Genomic DNA, 17,026 nt, shown 5'->3' on the forward strand with positions numbered 1-17,026 from the left:
ATCAGCCCTTGGTCTTGAGCCCCATCAGGGCCGCCGCAAAGGGATTGTCGGGGTCGATCTTGTCCTTCTTCTCGGGCTTGGCCGAGAAATTCCGCGGGTTGTCCTCGCGCGGCTTGCCCCTGGGGCCGCCCTTGCCCTTGGGCTTGCCCTGCGCCTTGCCTTGCGCCTTGCCACGCCCGCCCTGTGCGGGGCGGTTGCCACGCGGCGCGCGCGGGGCCCAGGTGAAGGTGTAATAAACCTCGATCTCCGGCTCCGCCATCTCCGGCGTCTCGCCTGGTGTCACTTCCTCGTCCGGGGTCTCCGAAATCTCGGGCACCACCTCGACCTCGGCCTCCGGCGGCTCGGCGACAATCGGGGCCTCGCCCTGATCCGCGATCGCCTCGACGGCCTCCTCGGCAGTCTCGACCGGGGTTTCCTCGGCGGCTAGCGCGGCATCGGCGGGCGCTTCCGCCACGACCTGATCCACCGGCTTGACCTTCTCGCGCTCACCGCGCTCGGCCTTGTAGCCCAGCCCCTGCATCAGCGCCGCGAACTGCTCCAGCGTCATGCCGGTGATCGACAGCATGTCCGCCTTGGCCTCAAAGCCGCCGCGCGTGTCCTCACTGCGCAGCATGTCGGCCAGCCGTTCCAGCATGTCGATGCGAATCGCCCGCTCACCCGCCGCGCGGTAGCCTGCCATGCTGTGATAGCCCTTGGGCGCGTCGTCCCGCGCGGGCACCGTCACCAGACCCGGCGGCGGTGCCTCGGGGAAATCCTGCAGCCCGTTGCTCAGCGACCACAGCACCAGCCGCAGCCGTGTCGGCGCAGGTTTCAGCAGCGCGGGCATGAACACCGTGAACTGACCGAACCGGATGCCATGCTTGCGCAGCACGCTGCGCGCCTCCTGATCGAGCGCCTTGACCTCGGCAGCCACCTCGCCGCGCGGAATGATGCCAAGCGCCTCGACCATGCGAAAGCCAAAGCCGCGTGCCAGACCGCTCAACGTCTCGTCGCGTTGCAGGTTCATCATCGGCTCGAACAGCGTGGCGATCTTGCGGTCGATGAAATGCTGCAGGCGGCGCTGCACCTTCTGCGCCACATCCGCGCCTGCCTCGTCATCGACAAAGGCCGCGACCTGCGGCTTGAGCGGGTCGGCACCGGGCATCAGCTTGCCAACCGCTTCCTTGCCCCAGAGCAGCCCGCCCTGTTCGGTGAAATCGATCTCGGTATCGGGCGCGTTGTAAAACCGGTCCGCCTTGAGATGGAAATGCGGAGCCAGCGCCTGCAGGCTCGCCTGTTGCAACGTGCGCGCCTCCTTGCCCGCTGCCGCCTTGTCCTGCATGAAGCGGAACCCTTCGAGCCGTCCGACGAATTCGCCTTCGACGCTCACATCACCTTGATCGTTTACCTCGGCCACCATGGCCTCCTTCTGCTTGAGCCGGCGCAAGAGCACGGATGTGCGCCGGTCCACAAATCTTTGCGTCAGACGCTCGTGCAGCGCGTCCGACAGGCGGTCTTCTACCGCGCGAGTCGCGCCGCGCCAATGATTTTCGTCATCCACCCAACCCTTGCGCTGTGCGACATAGGTCCATGTGCGGATATACGCCAGCCGTTTCGACAATGTGTCGATATCCCCATCGGTGCGGTCGATCCGCTTGACCTGCCGCGCCAGCCAATCGTCAGGCACACGCCCATACTCAACCAGATCGCCGTAAATTCGTTCCAACAGGCCCGCATGTTCGGCATGGCTGATGCCGCGAAAATCGGGAATTCGGCAGACATCCCACAACAGCCGGACCGAGGGCGCATCGGTGGCGCGCCCCGCGACATCGGGCTCTGCCACCAGCGTCTTGAGCGCGCCCAGATCGTCGGCCTCGCGGGCGCGGGCCAGCAACTCGTGTTCGGGCTTGGCCTCCAACGCGGCGATCAGCGACTGCGTGCTGCCAAAAGCCAGCCGCGCGTTGCGCCATTCCAGCTTGCGAATGGGGGCAAAGCGATGCTCCATGATCGCCTGCGCCAGATCGGGGTCGAGATCGGGCGCCTCGCCGGTCACACCGAATGTGCCATGGCTCATCCCCCGCCCCGCGCGCCCCGCGATCTGCCCCAGCTCATTGGGTTGCAGATGCCGCATCCGCCGCCCGTCGAACTTGGTCAGCGACGAGAACGCAACGTGGTTGATATCGAGGTTGAGCCCCATGCCGATCGCATCGGTCGCCACCAGATAATCGACATCGCCATTCTGATAGAGCGCCACCTGCGCATTGCGCGTGCGCGGGGAAAGCGCGCCCATCACCACCGCCGCCCCGCCCTTTTGACGGCGCAGCAATTCGGCCATCGCATAGACGTTTTCCACCGAAAACCCGACAATCGCGCTGCGGGCGGGCATCTTCGAGATCTTCTTCGGCCCCGAATAACTCAGCTGCGACATCCGCTCGCGGCTCAGGAATTCGACCCCAGGCACGAGGTTGGCAATCACGCTGCGCATCGTGTGACTGCCCAGAAACTGCGTTTCGCGCAGGCCCCGCATGCGCAACAGCCGGTCGGTAAAGACATGGCCCCGCTCAGGGTCGGCACAAAGCTGGATCTCGTCCACGGCAACGAAATCGGTGCCCATCCCGTCGGGCATCGCCTCGACCGTGCAGACCCAGTATTGCGCGCGCTCGGGCACGATGCGCTCTTCGCCCGTCACCAGCGCCACCACCGACGGGCCGCGCACCGCCACGATCCGGTCATAGACCTCGCGCGCCAACAGGCGCAGCGGCAGGCCGATCACCCCCGTACGATATCCCAGCATCCGCTCGATGGCGAAATGCGTCTTGCCGGTATTGGTGGGGCCCAGAACCGCAAGGGTTCTCGACTGCTCGGACATCCGCCGCGTTCCTTATGCCGTCAGAGTTCCGCGCCGCCCAGGTCGCGGGCCACACGCTCTTTGGCCTTGGTTACGTCCTCATGGTGGGGATGTATAGCCAACGCACGTGAAAAGGCGTCATAGGCCAGATCGGGATGCCCGGTCTCATCGAGCAGCACGCCCAGCCCGTAGATCACGTTGAACTGTCGCGGCTCCAGCGCCAGCGCCCGCTCGATATCGGCCAGCGCCAGCCCGTAACGGTCCTGCTTGAAAAACGCGACCGAGCGCAAGTGCCAGCCCTGCGCGAAGTGCGGCGCATGGTCGATCAGCGCGCTCAGATGCTCGACCGCAGCATCGAGATCACCGGCCTCGATCGCATCTTCGCCACGGCGCAACAGAAGGTCCATCGCGGGCGAGCCCGATTTCGACCATTCCAGCTCGACCTCGGCGGCGATCTTGCGTGCCTCTGCCGGTTCAGCCGTGGACAGGTCCGACAGCAGCGCATCAAGCCGCGTGTCCTCCGCCATGGCGGGTAAGGAAAACGTGACTACCGCCAGACATGCCGTGACGATACGGTTGAGATTGGTGATTGCTGCGCCCATAACGGTGGTGAGTTTAGCGCAGAATGCCGGGATTCAAACCCCCGACATCGCAATTGTGAAAGGAAGCGCAGATGAGCGACGTGATCAACGCGGCCGTGAAGGCCCTCAACGACAAGATGGGCGACGACGGTTTTGACGGCACCGCGAAATTCGTGATCGAGGGCGAAGGCAGCATCGTCATAGATTCGGATGGCGCGCGCGCCTCCGACGATGACGCCGACGTGACACTCACCGCCGATGCCGACACGTTCGAATCGATCCTGCAGGGCGATCTCGACCCGACGGCGGCCTTCATGTCAGGCCGTCTCAGCGTCGACGGCGACATGGGGCTTGCGATGAAGCTGGGCAGCGTTCTCGCTTGATGGACACGGCACCGTTCTTCGCAGATGTGGCCGAAGGGCCCGAGGGCGGTGCCGCTTGGTGGATCACGGCGCGCGATAACGTGCGCCTGCGCGTCGGCCTCTGGAACCGCGAGGCCCCCCGGGGCACGGTCCTGCTCTGGCCCGGACGCACCGAGTATATCGAGAAATACGGCCGCGCCGCGACACGGTTCGCCGCAGGGGGATATGCCACCTTCGCCATCGACTGGCGCGGCCAGGGATTGGCCAGCCGCCTGCTTGACGATTCGATGTCGGGCCATGTGCATCACTTCATCGACTACCAGCACGATGTCGCCGCGATGATGCAGGCCGCCGAGCGGCTCGACCTGCCGCGCCCGTGGCATCTTCTGGCGCATTCGATGGGCGGCTGCATCGGGCTGCGCGCGGTGATGCAGGGGCTCGATGTCGCCAGCGTCGCCTTTTCGGGTCCGATGTGGGGGATCAGGATGGCCGACGCGCTGCGCCCGGTGGCGTGGTCGCTGTCATGGGGCAGCCGTCAGGTCGGAATGAGCCATCGCTACGCCCCCGGCACCGCCGCCGAACATTACGTGCTGAGCGAACCGTTCGAGACCAACAAGCTCACCAATGATCAGGACATGTGGGCCTATATGGGGCGGCAGTTGCGGGCCCATCCCGCGCTTGGCCTGGGCGGCCCCAGCCTGCACTGGCTGCACGAGGCGCTGCGCGAGACCCGTGATCTCGCGCGCCGCCCCTCGCCCGACCTGCCCTGCCTGACCATTCTGGGCAGCGACGAGGATATCGTCGACGTGCCGCGCGTGCATGATCGCATGAAACGCTGGCCGGGCGGACGGCTCGAACTCGTGCCCGGCGGTCGCCACGAGACGCTGATGGATACCGAGGCGACGCAGGCCCGCCTCTTCGGCCTGCTCTGCGACTTCTACAGCAGCACCGGCCAGTCCGACGCCGTGGCGGTGTCCTGACAGCCCATCCCAAACCCCGCTGCAACGAAAAAGGCCCCGCCAACCGGCAGGGCCTTTTCGATGAGACGGGTTAATCTCAGGAAGCTTCGGAAATGAACTTCACCGCATCGCCCACGGTCTGGATGGTGTCGGCGGCGTCATCCGGAATCTCGATACCGAATTCCTCTTCGAAGGCCATGACCAGCTCGACCGTGTCAAGGCTGTCTGCGCCCAGATCGTCGATGAACGAGGCCTTGTCCACGACCTTGTCCTCTTCCACGCCCAGGTGTTCCACAACGATCTTTTTCACGCGGTCTGCGATATCGCTCATGTCTTACTTCCTCATATTGTCTTGGGCGGCTTGCCCGTTCTCTGCCCCCGCCCGGCGCGGGAAGCGGCTTTGATTGTGCCCCTGCGGGCGGCTCTCGACTGCCTGAAAGCACAGGCCACCGGGAGAAACCGCATATCCCTCCGGCAAATCTGCGTGGCCTATAGCATATGCGCCGCCGATGGCAAATGCTTTCACTCGCCCCGTCGCTCACGATTTGCGACGCTTGGCTCAGATCATCGCCATCCCGCCATTGACGTGCAGCGTGACCCCGGTGACGTAACCCGCCTCGGGGCTGGCCAGATACAGCACCGCCGCCGCGATCTCCTCGGGCGTACCCATGCGACCTGTCGGTATCTGCCCGTTGATCGCCGCTTTCTGCTCGTCGGTCAGCTTTGCGGTCATCGGCGTGGCGATGAACCCGGGGGCCACGACATTCGCGGTGATCCCGCGCGTCGCGACCTCGTGGGCGATGGATTTGGTCATCCCCATCAACCCGGCCTTGGCGGCGGCATAGTTCACCTGACCGGGGTTGCCGGTGCTGCCCACGACCGAGCCCACATTGACGATCCGGCCCCAGCGGGCCTTCATCATCGGACGCACCGAGGCACGGCAGAGCCGCATCGCCGAGGTCAGGTTGACGTTGAGAACATCCAGCCAGTCGTCATCCGACATCCGCATGAACAACTGGTCGCGGGTGATGCCCGCATTGTTCACAAGGATATCGAGACTGCCCATGGCGGCAATCGCCTGCTTGGGCAGCGCCTCGACCGCATCCTTGTCGCCCAGATTGCAGGGCAGCACATGCGCGCGCTCGCCGAGGTCACCGGCCAGTGCCTCCAGCGGCTCCACCCGGGTGCCCGACAGGCCCACACTCGCCCCCGCGCCATGCAGCGCGCGCGCAATCGCCGCCCCGATGCCGCCCGACGCACCAGTGACCAGCGCGCTTTTTCCCGTCAGATCGAACATGTTTCCGAGCCTTCTTTCTACATACTTCGCGGGTGATTAACACATTGTCCGCTTTTTGCCAGCCTGCAGCCGCAACATCGCCGAAATCCGCGCATATCCGATATGATCTTGCATTCGGACTGTTACGATGATCGAACAAAACCCATTCTTCGGCCCGATTGCCGGTGGCGATCTGGGATCGGTGCCGCATATCGTGATGGCCATGCTTGTCGCGATCCTGGTTCTTGGCGTGCTGACAAAACATTGGCGCAGGTCCGGGCGTCGGGGCCACGGACGTCGCAGGCATGCCGCGGGTGCCGTGATCCTGCCTTTCCAGAAAGCGCGCCAAAACACATCGACGACCAATACCCGAAACATGCATCTTCCAGAGCAACAGATGATCGCGGTCGCGGCGGCAACCTTTGAAACACAGCCGCTTCTCAACAAATCCGAAGCCCGCCTGCTGCCTGTTATCGAAGCCACTCTGGCAGAAATCGGACGCGGTCATCGGGTGATGGCGCAGACAAGCGTCGGAGAGGTTCTTCGTCCATGCAATGATCAGGATGCAGCCACGCGCGATGCCGCCCATGCCGCGATCAACTCGAAGCGGTTCGATTTCTCGGTGATTGATTGCTTTGGCCGCCTCGTGGTCGCAATCGAATACCAAGGAGGCGGCCATTACCGCAAGACTGCGTTCATGCGCGATGCCGTAAAACGCGAGGCCTGTCGCAAAGCGGGTGTGGCGTTCATCGAGGTGCACACCGACACCCTACCGCACGAACTCAAGGAGCAACTCGTGAAGCTCATTGGCTTTAAATCCGCCGTCGGGTCCGCGCCCTAGTCCTCAGCTTCAGGTTATTTGACACGAGGACATTTCTCTGAATCACTGTCGAAAATGGTCGAGAGGTGATTGAGATGACGAAAACAGGGCCGTTGGTGAAATATGTGGTTCGGTTGAGTGCTGATGAGCGGTCGTTCCTTGAGGGGATGATCCGGACCGGTCGGGATGCTGCTTACCGGCTGCTGAAAGCACGGATCTTGCTCAAGGCGGACGCATCTGTGGAAAATGGCGGCTGGGATAATGCGCGGATTGCTACGGCATTGGACACCAGCGCGTCGACGGTGCTTCGCACGCGCCGCCAGTTCGTGGAGGAGGGTCTGGAAGCGGCCCTGGCGCGCAAAAAGCGCGAGACGGCGCCAACGCCCCGGATCTTTGACGGGGAAGCGGAGGCGCGCTTGCTGCAACTGGCCTGTTCGGAACCACCCGAAGGCCATGCGCGCTGGTCCTTGCGGTTGTTGGAAAAACGGGTGGTGGAACTGGGCATCGTGGAGGCAGCCAGCGACAGCACGATCCAGCGCGTGCTCAAAAAAACGCGCTCAAACCGCATCGAAGCCGCTACTGGGTGATCCCGCCCAAGGCCAACGCTGCCTTTGTCGCGGCGATGGAAGATGTGCTGGAGGTCTACACGCGCCCGCATGATCCGGCGCGCCCGCTGGTCTGTCTGGACGAGACGAGCAAGCAACTGACCAATGAGACGCGCACGCCAATCCCGATGGGGCCCGGCCGCGACGCGCGCTTCGACTATGAATACGAGCGCGCCGGCGTGGCCAGCCTGTTCATGCTGTTTGCGCCTCTGGAAGGATGGCGTCATGTCGCCGTTCGCGAGCGGCGCACGGCCGTCGATTATGCCCATATTCTGCGGGACCTGGCCGATACCCATTTCCAAGAGGCTGAAAGGATCGTTCTGGTGCAGGACAATCTCAACACCCACCGGCCAGCCTCGCTCTACGAGGCGTTCGACCCGGCCGAAGCCCGCCGGATCGCAGAACGGTTCGAATGGCACTACACACCGAAACACGGCTCCTGGCTCAACATCGCTGAATGCGAACTGAGCACCCTCGCACGCCAGTGCCTCGACCGCCGCATCCCCGATCGCGGGAAACTCGAAGAGCAGACCAGGGCATGGGAAATACCCCGCAACCAGGGCGGCACAGCCGTCAAATGGCGCTTCTCAACCGAGGACGCGCGCATGAAACTCGCCCACCTCTATCCGCAGATAAGCTGAATCGCAGGACTAGGGCATATCTGCAGTTCAGAGCGACGCCGCTGCCGCCGCCGCATCCTCGGCCGTGCCGACCGCCCGGCAGGCGATCTCGCGGTCGATCCTGCGGATCATCCCCGACAGCGCCTTGCCCGCGCCGATCTCCCATATCTCGGTCACGCCCGCACCGCTCATATATTGCACCGACTCGCGCCAGCGCACCGACCCGGTGACCTGCTCTATCAGCAATTGCCGGATCTCCGCAGGGTCCGAAACCGCGCTTGCGCGGACATTCGCCACCAGCGGCACGGCGGGGGCCTTGACCTCCACCTCCGACAGCGCCGCCGTCATCGCCTCGGCAGCGGGCTGCATCAGCGCGCAGTGAAACGGTGCGCTCACCGGCAGCAGGACGGCACGCTTGGCGCCCTTTTCCTTGGCCAGTTCGACCGCGCGCTCCACCGCCGCCTTGTGCCCCGAGACCACGACCTGACCGGGATCATTGTCATTCGCGGCCTGACAGACCTCGCCCTGTGCGGCCTCTTGGGCCACGGCGCGCGCCGCCTCGAAATCGAGGCCCAGAAGGGCGGCCATCGCGCCCACGCCGACCGGCACGGCCTCCTGCATGGCACGGCCCCGGATGCGCAGCAGCCGCGCGGTATCGGCAACGCTCAGGCTGCCCGCCGCCGCCAATGCGGAATATTCGCCCAAAGAGTGCCCCGCCACGAACGCCGCCTGCCCGATCTCGACCCCCTCGGCCTCCAGCGCACGCAGCGCCGCCAGGGACGTGGCCATCAAGGCAGGCTGCGCATTGGCGGTCAGGGTCAGCTGGTCCTGCTCCCCCTCCCAGATCAGCGCCGAGAGCTTTTCACCCAAGGCCGCGTCCACCTCGTCGAAAACCGCCCGCGCGGCCGGATAGGCCCTCGCCAGATCGGCCCCCATGCCTATCACCTGCGCGCCCTGTCCGGGGAATACGAATGCTCGGCTCATCTGCCCCTGCCTCCCTTTGAAAAAGTGCCCCCCGATACATCGCCATGCCGCGCAAGGCAACGTCAAAGCCCGTTCCCGCAGTAATGCACGAGCCATGTGCGCGCGCGGCGATTGTCTCTGGCGTCGCATCGTCTAGTTTGACGCGAAACCCGCAATAGGACGAGTGCGATGCCCCTGACCAATTCCGCCGATACCTATGGCCGCGTGACCAAGACATTTCACTGGCTCACCGCGCTTCTTATCCTGTCCAATATCGCGCTTGGCTGGATCGCCTCCGATGTCGCCCACGCGGTCGAGGGCGGCGCAGACGAGACGGTGATCGCTCGCGCCACCCTGCTCTTCTCGATCCACAAGACGCTTGGCGTGACGATCTTTTTCGTGGCGCTGGCCCGCATTCTATGGGCACTGGGCCAGACCAAGCCGGGCCTGCTCAACGGTGACAAACCCGCCGAGGCGTGGCTTGCGGAAACCGTGCACTGGCTGCTCTACGGCTCGCTCGTGCTGGTGCCGCTGTCGGGCTGGGTGCATCACGCCGCCACCTCGGGCTTTGCCCCGATCTGGTGGCCGTTCGGGCAGACCCTGCCCTTCGTTCCCAAATCCGAACCGCTGTCACAGGCCGCCGGGACGGCGCATTTCATCCTGCAATGGGTGCTCATCGGGGCGATCGCCGCACATGTGGCCGGCGCGCTCAAGCATCACCTGATCGACCGCGACGCCACCCTGCGGCGGATGCTGCCGGGGCAGGTCTCGGCCCCGCCCACGGCGCGCCAACCCGGTCATGTGCTGCCCTTCGTCACCGCCCTCGCGGTCTGGGGCGCGGCGATGGGCGGTGCCACGGCCCTCGGCTGGTTCGCCACCGAACAATCCGGCGGCCCGGCCCTCGCGCAGGTCGAAAGCGACTGGCAGGTCGAGAGCGGCCAGTTGCAGATCGCCATCCGCCAGATGGGATCCGAGGTGACTGGTAGTTTCGCCGACTGGACCGCCGACATCACCTATGCCGAAACCCCCGACGAAAGCGGCCAGCATGGCACGGTCGAGGTGACGGTCAGCATCCCGTCGCTCACCCTCGGGTCGGTCACGCAGCAGGCGATGGGCGCGGATTTCTTCAACGTGAACGAATACCCAACCGCCACATTCGCCGCCGACCTGTCGGCAGAGGGCGACGGCCACGTCGCGCGCGGCACGCTCACCATTCGCGACCAATCCGTGCCGATCGAGATGCCCTTCGATCTGACCATCGAAGATGACACCGCCACCGCCTCGGGCGGCCTCACCGTGGATCGGCGCGATTTCAAGATCGGTCAGGGGGTCAGCGACGAGGGATCACTGGGCTATTCGGTCGAGATCCGCTTCGACCTGACCGCCACGCGAGAGAGTGGGGCGTGAAACGCCCTGTCTCACGCGCGATCTGATGGCATCGCGCGACGCGGTTGTCTTGGCGCTGTCGCTGCCGCAACCCAAACCCGGCACCGCCCGACAGGCCCTTGCCCTAGCTCTCCTGCACCGGGCCCACGGCCAGCACGTCGCCGGTTGGCGCGCGCGTGGGCGAGCCACCCTCGGGCTCGTCGGAAATGGCCAGCACGGCCCCGGCGACGCGCCCGCGCAGATCATCCGCAACCCGCAGGACCGCCTGTGCATCCTGCGGCATCACGCCAAGCGACACCGGCGCATCCTCGCCGGCGATCAGCCACAGTTCCAGCGCCCGCCCCGGGGCGGCACCTCCGGCCTCGCGATCGACAAAGAGCGTGCCGGTCTCATCATCATAGACCGCCTGCACCACAAGACTGCCATCCTCTGCCGCGATCTGCGCCACATAGGGCGGATCGACCGGCGGCACCGGCCCGCGCTCCACCAGATCGGGCAGGAACACGGCCAGCACGAGCACCGCCGCCGCCGCGATCCCGCCACCCCAGAGCGTCAAGCGCCGCAGCCACGACCCCCGCTCGCGGGTGCCAAACAGCCCCGCTTCGATCTGCTGCCAGACCCTCGCGGGCGGCGCTTGCGGCGTTATATCATCGGTCAGCCCCGCGAAATCCTCGGCCCATTGCGCATAGAGCGCCCGCAGTTCAGGCTCGCGCACCATGCGCGCCTCGAACGCGGCCGCATCCTCTGCCGAGAGCAGCCCGAGGGTGTATTCCCCCGCAAGGACCCGATCGTCCCGGTCTGGCTGGTCCTGATCGCTCATCGCGTCAGACACTCCCTCAAGCTCAGCAGGCTGCGGCGCAGCCAGGTTCGCATCGTGTTCAGCGGCACGTCGAAACGCGCCGCCAGATCGGCATAGGTCTCACCCTCGAGATAGGCGCGGCGCACCGCCTCGGCATGTTTGGTGGCCAGTTCCTCGAAACAGGCCACAAGGCGGCCCCGCTCGGACGCCGCGACGGCGAGGGCCTCGGGCCCTGCCGCGTCATCGGCGATCCGCTCTTCCAGTTCCGCCGGTGTCTCGGCCCGGCGCAGCTTGCGCAAGCGGTCCACGGCGCTGTTGCGAGCAATGGTGATCAGCCATGTCATCGGGCTCAGCCCGTTGACAGTATACCTGTCCGCATTGTGCCAGACTTTGACATAGATCTCTTGCAACACCTCTTCCGCCTCCGCGCGATCGTTCAAGACACGCAGCGTCACGCCAAAGAGTTTCGCCGAGGTGGCACCATAAAGCGCCTTGAACGCGGCCCGGTCCCCCTGAGCCACGCGCGCTATCAGATTTTCAATGTCCGCGCGTGTCGTCATTCAACCGCCGATATCCTGTTCGCAGCACAAACCTAACACGCCTGCGCCATATGACCAGTCCTGCATGCCCTTGAGGCCAATCCAATCTTGCCCCTTCCCCTTGCCCTCACCTGCGATATGTTGCACCACGAGACGCAAATAACGACCCGATTGAAGGACCGGCGACATGGCTGACGGCACGATTGACATCAATGCGAAACCGACCGAGGAAATCTCCGTCCGCGACACCTTTGGCATCGACACGGACATGGTCGTCAAAGGGTTCCCGGACCGCAGCGAGCGCGTGCCGGAATTCGATTCGACCTACAAGTTCGACCCCGACACGACGCTGGCCATCCTCGCCGGGTTTTCCCACAACCGCCGGGTGATGATCCAGGGCTATCACGGCACCGGCAAATCGACCCATATCGAGCAGGTGGCGGCCCGGCTCAACTGGCCCTGCGTGCGGGTCAACCTTGATAGTCATATCAGCCGGATCGACCTCATCGGCAAGGACGCGATCAAGCTGCGCGACGGGGTACAGGTGACCGAGTTTCACGAGGGCATCCTGCCTTGGGCGCTGCGCAACCCGACCGCCATCGTGTTCGACGAATACGACGCGGGCCGCGCCGATGTGATGTTCGTCATTCAGCGCGTGCTCGAGGCCGACGGCAAGCTGACACTGCTCGATCAGAACGAGGTGATCACCCCCAATCCGTTCTTCCGCCTCTTCGCCACCGCCAACACGGTGGGTCTGGGCGACACCACCGGCCTCTATCACGGCACGCAGCAGATCAACCAGGGCCAGATGGACCGCTGGTCACTGGTCGCGACGCTCAACTACCTGAGCCACGACGCCGAGACCGCGATCGTGCTGGCCAAGAACCCGCTCTACAACACCGCCGAGGGGCGCAAGACCGTGAGCCGCATGGTGACCGTGGCCGATCTGTCGCGCACCGCCTTCATGAATGGCGAACTCAGCACGGTGATGAGCCCCCGCACCGTGATCGCATGGGCGCAGAACACCAATATCTTCCGCAATGTCGGCTACGCGTTCCGCCTGACCTTCCTCAACAAATGCGACGAGTTGGAGCGTCAGACGGTGGCGGAATTCTATCAGCGCTGCTTCGACGAGGAACTGCCGGAAAGTGCGGCGAATGTGAGCGTGCAGTGACGCAGGCCCGCGCCTCAGACCTCGGGCTTGGCCGCGTTTTCAAGGGTCTCGACGCGCCGGTCGAGATCGTGGGAATGCCCCGCCATCAGCGTCAGGATGTGGGTCAGCCCGTCGATGCGCGCATCAACCCCGTCGAAGCGATCATCAACTGCGTCGAAACGCTCGCGCATTTCGCGGCGCATCTCCTGCAAGAGTGCAATCGTGTGATTGTCCGGCGTCTCGGCCATCCGACGTCTCCTTGTGGTTCAAAGATAGGCTGTCGGGCGCATCATTGCAAATCTTCGGTTAACAAACCGCTAAACGTCACAAGCCCGGGGGCCACCCCATGAACAAACCCTCCGACAACCCCGCCGACCCGTTCAAGAAGGCGCTCGCCAATGCCACCAAGGTGATGGCCGACGATGCGGATCTGACGGTCAGCTACTCGGTCGATCCGGCGGGGATTTCGGGCGATGCGATGCGGCTGCCGCAGGTCAGCCGCCGGATGAGCCGCGAGGAGGTGCTGATCGCACGCGGCACCGCCGATGCGCTGGCCCTGCGGCACAAGTTCCACGACGCCAGCACCCATGCCCGCTACGCGCCCCCCGGCGACATGGCCCGCGATCTCTACGAGGCGATGGAAACCGCTCGCTGCGAGGCCGTGGGCGCGCGCGAGATGCCCGGCACCGCCACCAACATCGACGCCAAGATCGCACAGGACGCGACCCGTCTGGGCTTTGAGCAGATCACCAATTCCGCCGATGCGCCCCTGCCCGCTGCCGCGGGCTACCTGATCCGCCACCTCGCCACCGGGCGCGACATGCCACCGGGTGCGCAGAACGTGATGGAGCTGTGGCGCGGCTTCATCGAGGAGCAGGCCGGCGGCACGCTGGAAAACCTTCAGGATACGCTTGCCGATCAGACCGAGTTCGCGCGTTTCGCCCGCCGGATCATCGAGGATCTGGGCTATGGCGATCAACTGGGCGACGATCCCGACAGCGCCGAGGACGACCAGGAAGACGACGCCGAGGAGACCGGCGAAGAGCAGGAAGAGCCCGACAGCAGCGGTCAGGATGACAGCGACGAGGAAGAGGCCGAGGCCGACCCCGAGCGCAGTCAGGACGAGCAGCAGGATGCGCAACAGGCGCAGGTCAGCATGGACGAGATGTCCGACGAGGACATGGACGAAGAAACCGAACTGCCCGAGGGCGAGGCCCCGCTGGAGCCGCCCGCACCGCAGCCGATTTCCGACGCCGACCCCAATTACATCGTCTACAACACCGAGCATGACGAGGAAATCCGCGCTGAGGATCTGGCCGACCCGGTCGAGTTGGAACGCCTGCGCGCCTATCTCGATCAGCAGCTGGAACCGCTGAAAGGCGCCGTGTCACGTCTCGCCAACAAGCTGCAACGCCGTCTGCAGGCACAGCAGAGCCGCTCTTGGGAATTCGATCGCGAGGAGGGTATTCTCGATGCCGGTCGGCTGGCCCGCGTGGTCGCGAACCCCACCACGCCGCTCAGCTTCAAGGTGGAGAAGGATACCGAGTTCCGCGACACGGTGGTCACACTTCTGTTGGACAATTCCGGCTCGATGCGCGGGCGTCCGATCTCCATTGCCGCCATCTGCGCCGATGTTCTGGCGCGCACGCTGGAGCGGTGTTCGGTCAAGGTCGAGGTGCTGGGCTTTACCACCCGCGCGTGGAAAGGCGGGCAGAGCCGCGAGAAATGGCTGGCCGAGGGCCGCCCGCAACTGCCCGGTCGCCTGAACGATCTGCGCCACATCATCTACAAGTCCGCCGACGCCCCGATGCGCCGGACGCGCGACAACCTCGGGCTGATGATGAAAGAGGGGCTGCTCAAGGAAAACATCGACGGCGAGGCGCTGGAATGGGCGCATAAGCGCATCGTGGCCCGCAAGGAGCAGCGCAAGATCCTGATGGTGATTTCCGACGGGGCACCGGTCGATGACAGCACGCTGAGCGTGAACCCCGCCAATTACCTTGAGAAACACCTGCGCGACGTGATCGCCATGGTCGAGCGGCGCAAACAGGTGGAACTGCTGGCCATCGGCATCGGCCATGACGTGACCCGCTATTATGAGCGCGCGGTGACGATCACCGATGCCGATCAGCTGGCCGGCGCGATGACCGAGCAACTGGCGGCGCTCTTCGACAGTGACCCGCGCGCACGGGCGCGGATGATGGGGATCAGGAAGGCGGTCTGAGGGCTGGTTTTGGGCTGGAGCTGACCTTGGAGTGAGCCGCGTATCGCGCGGGTGCTTTGGTCCAACGACGGTTCAAGGCCAATAAACAGCCTCGCCCATCACCGCGCCGTCAGATCCTCATCCAGCTTGCGCGCCTCGTCGATCAGCATCACCGGAATCCCGTTGCGAATGGGAAAGGCCAGCCCCGCCGCGCGGCTCACAAGCTCCTGCTTTGCCGCGTCATACTCCAACGTCCGGTGCGTCTGCGGGCAGATCAACCCGTCCAGCATGCGCCGGTCAAACCCCGGTGCCTCATCCGTCTCGCTCATTGCATGACCCCTTCGTCATCGCCGCCACGCAGCGTGTATTCGATCAGCGTCACCAGCGTCTCGCGTCGCGTGCTCAGCGACGGCGCCTCCAGCAACGCCTGCTTGTCCTCCGGCTCGAACCCAAGCAGCATCGACAGCGAATTGATCAACAACTCGTCCTCCGCCTCGCGCAGCGATTCCCAATCGGTCTGCAATTCCCGCGCCTGGAAATAACGTGACAGCAGGTTCATGAACCGATCCCGGTCAAAGCCCGGATCGCTATCCACCGGCCCCATGTCGCGCTCGAATCCCGACCACGACACCTTGGCCCGCCGATAGGGCGTGAACCCCTCGACCTCCTCGACCACGCGAAACCGCGACAGACCGGACAGCGTGATCATGTAGCGCCCGTCCTCGGTCTCCGAGAATTGCGTCACCCGCCCGACACAGCCGATGGTGTGCAGCCCCGTGCCACCATCGCGGCCCGGCACCTTGTTGGGCTGCACCATCCCGATCAGCCGCCCCGGCGTCTTGAGCGTGTCATCGAGCATCGCCAGATAGCGCGGCTCGAACAGATGCAACGGCAAGCGCGAGCGCGGCAAGAGCAGCGCGCCAGGCAGCGGGAAAATCGGAATGATCTCAGGCAGATCGACGTTATATGTCATGCCGCTTACCTAGCCCGCTGCATGGCTCAGGCAAATATCATCGAGCTGAGTTTTCTGCGTCCGTTCAACAGCACCGGATCATTCGGCTTGAGCGCCTCGAATATGGTGAAAAGCTGCGTCTTGGCGGCCGCGTCATTCCACTCGCGATCCCGCCGGAACAGCTCCAGCAATTCGTCCACCGCCTCCTGCGCCTCGCCCTTGGCGTAGAGCGCCTGCGCGAGGTCAAAGCGGGCCTGATGATCGTCCGGATCGGCCTCCACGGCGGCGCGCAAGTCACCAACGGGCCCTGCGTTTTCAGCTTGCCGCGCCAGTTCGAGCTGCGCATGCGCGGCCTCGATCTCGGGCGACTTGCTGATCTCGGCCGGGGCCCCGTTCAGGATCGCCTCGGCCTGATCCAGATCGCCCGCCGCGATCTGCGCGCGCACCATCCCGGCATAGGCGCGGGCGTTTTGCCCGTCCTCCTGCAGGATCGCCGCATAGGTCTGCGCGGCATCCGTCACCGCGCCCTGCTCCAGCATCTCGTCGGCGGCATCGAGCGCCTCATCGAGCCCGCCGCCCTCGGCCGCACCGCCCGCAGCCTCGATCACCCGGGCCACGAAGGCGTCGATCTCCGACGGCGGCAGCGCGCCCTGAAAGCCGTCGATCGGCTGGCCCTGCCAGAACGCATAGACCGTGGGCAGCGACTGAATCCGCAATTGCCCCGCGATCATCTGGTTCTCATCGGCATTGACCTTGGCCATCTTCACGGCCCCGCCCGCGCGCGTCACAGCCGCCTCGAGCGCCGGTCCCAGCGTCTTGCACGGCCCGCACCACGGCGCCCAGAAATCCACGATCACCGGCACGTTCTGCGACGCCTCGACCACCTCGGCCATGAAATCGGCCTCCGAGACGTCCTTGATCAGGTCGCCTGCCGCAGGTTTCGCTTGTCCTTGACCCAATTCGAGCATTGTCACCATCCTT

18 protein-coding genes are annotated in these 17,026 nt (G+C 64.9%); 7 read left to right on the plus strand and 11 right to left on the minus strand.

Annotated elements, in window-relative coordinates; genetic code table 11:
* Position 1: 1 nt before the first annotated feature.
* Both PVU19_RS13830 and PVU19_RS13835 read right to left on the minus strand, forming a co-directional pair.
* Entirely contained in the window at positions 2 to 2,848 is a 2,847-nt protein-coding gene (locus PVU19_RS13830) for a helicase-related protein (protein ID WP_050663741.1), read from the minus strand.
* 20 nt (positions 2,849 to 2,868) lie between these two features.
* A complete protein-coding gene (locus PVU19_RS13835) occupies positions 2,869 to 3,429 on the minus strand; it encodes a tetratricopeptide repeat protein (RefSeq protein ID WP_050663740.1) in 561 nt (186 codons plus the stop codon).
* Between the two features lie 71 nt (positions 3,430 to 3,500).
* Between PVU19_RS13835 and PVU19_RS13840 the strand changes: the two genes are divergently transcribed.
* Together PVU19_RS13840 and PVU19_RS13845 are read left to right on the plus strand one after the other, a co-directional pair.
* The gene (locus PVU19_RS13840) at positions 3,501 to 3,791 is read left to right on the plus strand and encodes an SCP2 sterol-binding domain-containing protein (protein WP_050663739.1); all 291 of its coding nucleotides are present in this window, start codon (positions 3,501 to 3,503) and stop codon (positions 3,789 to 3,791) included.
* Positions 3,791 to 4,750, plus strand: a complete 960-nt coding sequence (locus PVU19_RS13845) for an alpha/beta fold hydrolase (protein ID WP_050663738.1) — start codon at positions 3,791 to 3,793, stop codon at positions 4,748 to 4,750. The genes PVU19_RS13840 and PVU19_RS13845 overlap by 1 nt, the downstream gene beginning before the upstream one ends.
* 76 nt (positions 4,751 to 4,826) lie before the next feature.
* Here PVU19_RS13845 and PVU19_RS13850 read toward each other — a convergent pair whose 3' ends face one another.
* Both PVU19_RS13850 and fabG read right to left on the minus strand, forming a co-directional pair.
* Entirely contained in the window at positions 4,827 to 5,060 is a 234-nt protein-coding gene (locus PVU19_RS13850; RefSeq protein ID WP_050663737.1) for an acyl carrier protein, read from the minus strand.
* Positions 5,061 to 5,288: 228 nt separating this feature from the next.
* A complete protein-coding gene (fabG, locus tag PVU19_RS13855; RefSeq protein WP_050663736.1) occupies positions 5,289 to 6,026 on the minus strand; it encodes a 3-oxoacyl-[acyl-carrier-protein] reductase in 738 nt (245 codons plus the stop codon).
* 127 nt (positions 6,027 to 6,153) lie between these two features.
* On the opposite strand from fabG, the gene PVU19_RS13860 reads away from it, so the two are divergent.
* Entirely contained in the window at positions 6,154 to 6,846 is a 693-nt protein-coding gene (locus tag PVU19_RS13860) for a DUF2726 domain-containing protein (protein ID WP_050663735.1), read from the plus strand.
* Positions 6,847 to 6,920: 74 nt separating this feature from the next.
* Positions 6,921 to 8,071, plus strand: a protein-coding gene (locus tag PVU19_RS13865) for an IS630 family transposase (RefSeq protein WP_274789773.1) whose coding sequence is annotated in 2 segments (ribosomal slippage) — positions 6,921 to 7,371 and positions 7,371 to 8,071 — 1,152 coding nt in all. Because the reading frame shifts where the segments join, the coding sequence is not laid out codon by codon here.
* Between the two features lie 27 nt (positions 8,072 to 8,098).
* Here the strand turns inward: PVU19_RS13865 and fabD are convergent.
* A complete protein-coding gene (fabD, locus tag PVU19_RS13870; RefSeq protein ID WP_050662881.1) occupies positions 8,099 to 9,034 on the minus strand; it encodes an ACP S-malonyltransferase in 936 nt (311 codons plus the stop codon).
* A gap of 168 nt (positions 9,035 to 9,202) precedes the next feature.
* On the opposite strand from fabD, the gene PVU19_RS13875 reads away from it, so the two are divergent.
* On the plus strand, positions 9,203 to 10,420 hold the full coding sequence (locus tag PVU19_RS13875) for a cytochrome b/b6 domain-containing protein (RefSeq protein WP_050662880.1): 1,218 nt from the start codon (positions 9,203 to 9,205) through the stop codon (positions 10,418 to 10,420).
* Positions 10,421 to 10,523: 103 nt separating this feature from the next.
* On the opposite strand, the gene PVU19_RS13880 is transcribed toward PVU19_RS13875, so the two are convergent.
* A complete protein-coding gene (locus PVU19_RS13880; RefSeq protein ID WP_050662879.1) occupies positions 10,524 to 11,219 on the minus strand; it encodes an anti-sigma factor in 696 nt (231 codons plus the stop codon).
* Complete coding sequence (locus PVU19_RS13885; RefSeq protein WP_050662878.1) at positions 11,216 to 11,758, minus strand: sigma-70 family RNA polymerase sigma factor; 543 nt, start codon at positions 11,756 to 11,758, stop codon at positions 11,216 to 11,218. Before PVU19_RS13885 ends, PVU19_RS13880 begins: the two co-directional genes overlap by 4 nt.
* A gap of 166 nt (positions 11,759 to 11,924) precedes the next feature.
* Here PVU19_RS13885 and cobS point away from each other — a divergent pair, with 166 nt between their 5' ends.
* Entirely contained in the window at positions 11,925 to 12,911 is a 987-nt protein-coding gene (cobS, locus tag PVU19_RS13890; protein ID WP_050662877.1) for a cobaltochelatase subunit CobS, read from the plus strand.
* 14 nt (positions 12,912 to 12,925) lie between these two features.
* Here cobS and PVU19_RS13895 read toward each other — a convergent pair whose 3' ends face one another.
* Complete coding sequence (locus tag PVU19_RS13895) at positions 12,926 to 13,138, minus strand: hypothetical protein (protein WP_050662876.1); 213 nt, start codon at positions 13,136 to 13,138, stop codon at positions 12,926 to 12,928.
* A gap of 98 nt (positions 13,139 to 13,236) precedes the next feature.
* On the opposite strand from PVU19_RS13895, the gene cobT reads away from it, so the two are divergent.
* Entirely contained in the window at positions 13,237 to 15,114 is a 1,878-nt protein-coding gene (gene cobT / locus PVU19_RS13900) for a cobaltochelatase subunit CobT (protein WP_050662875.1), read from the plus strand.
* A gap of 98 nt (positions 15,115 to 15,212) precedes the next feature.
* Here cobT and PVU19_RS13905 read toward each other — a convergent pair whose 3' ends face one another.
* From PVU19_RS13905 to PVU19_RS13915, 3 genes are read right to left on the minus strand one after another with little or no spacing between them, the layout of a single operon-like run.
* Positions 15,213 to 15,422 (minus strand): Trm112 family protein, encoded by a 210-nt coding sequence (locus PVU19_RS13905; protein WP_050662874.1) that lies wholly within the window; start codon positions 15,420 to 15,422, stop codon positions 15,213 to 15,215.
* Positions 15,419 to 16,066, minus strand: coding sequence for an LON peptidase substrate-binding domain-containing protein (locus tag PVU19_RS13910; RefSeq protein WP_050662873.1), 648 nt, complete (start codon positions 16,064 to 16,066; stop codon positions 15,419 to 15,421). The genes PVU19_RS13905 and PVU19_RS13910 overlap by 4 nt, the downstream gene beginning before the upstream one ends.
* Positions 16,067 to 16,092: 26 nt before the next feature.
* Positions 16,093 to 17,013: a thioredoxin family protein gene (locus tag PVU19_RS13915; RefSeq protein WP_050662883.1), complete on the minus strand. Its 921-nt coding sequence runs from the start codon at positions 17,011 to 17,013 to the stop codon at positions 16,093 to 16,095.
* Positions 17,014 to 17,026 lie beyond the last annotated feature (13 nt).

It is taken from the genome of Roseovarius tolerans (genome assembly GCF_028885395.1).
In the GTDB taxonomy this organism is placed as follows: domain Bacteria; phylum Pseudomonadota; class Alphaproteobacteria; order Rhodobacterales; family Rhodobacteraceae; genus Roseovarius; species Roseovarius tolerans.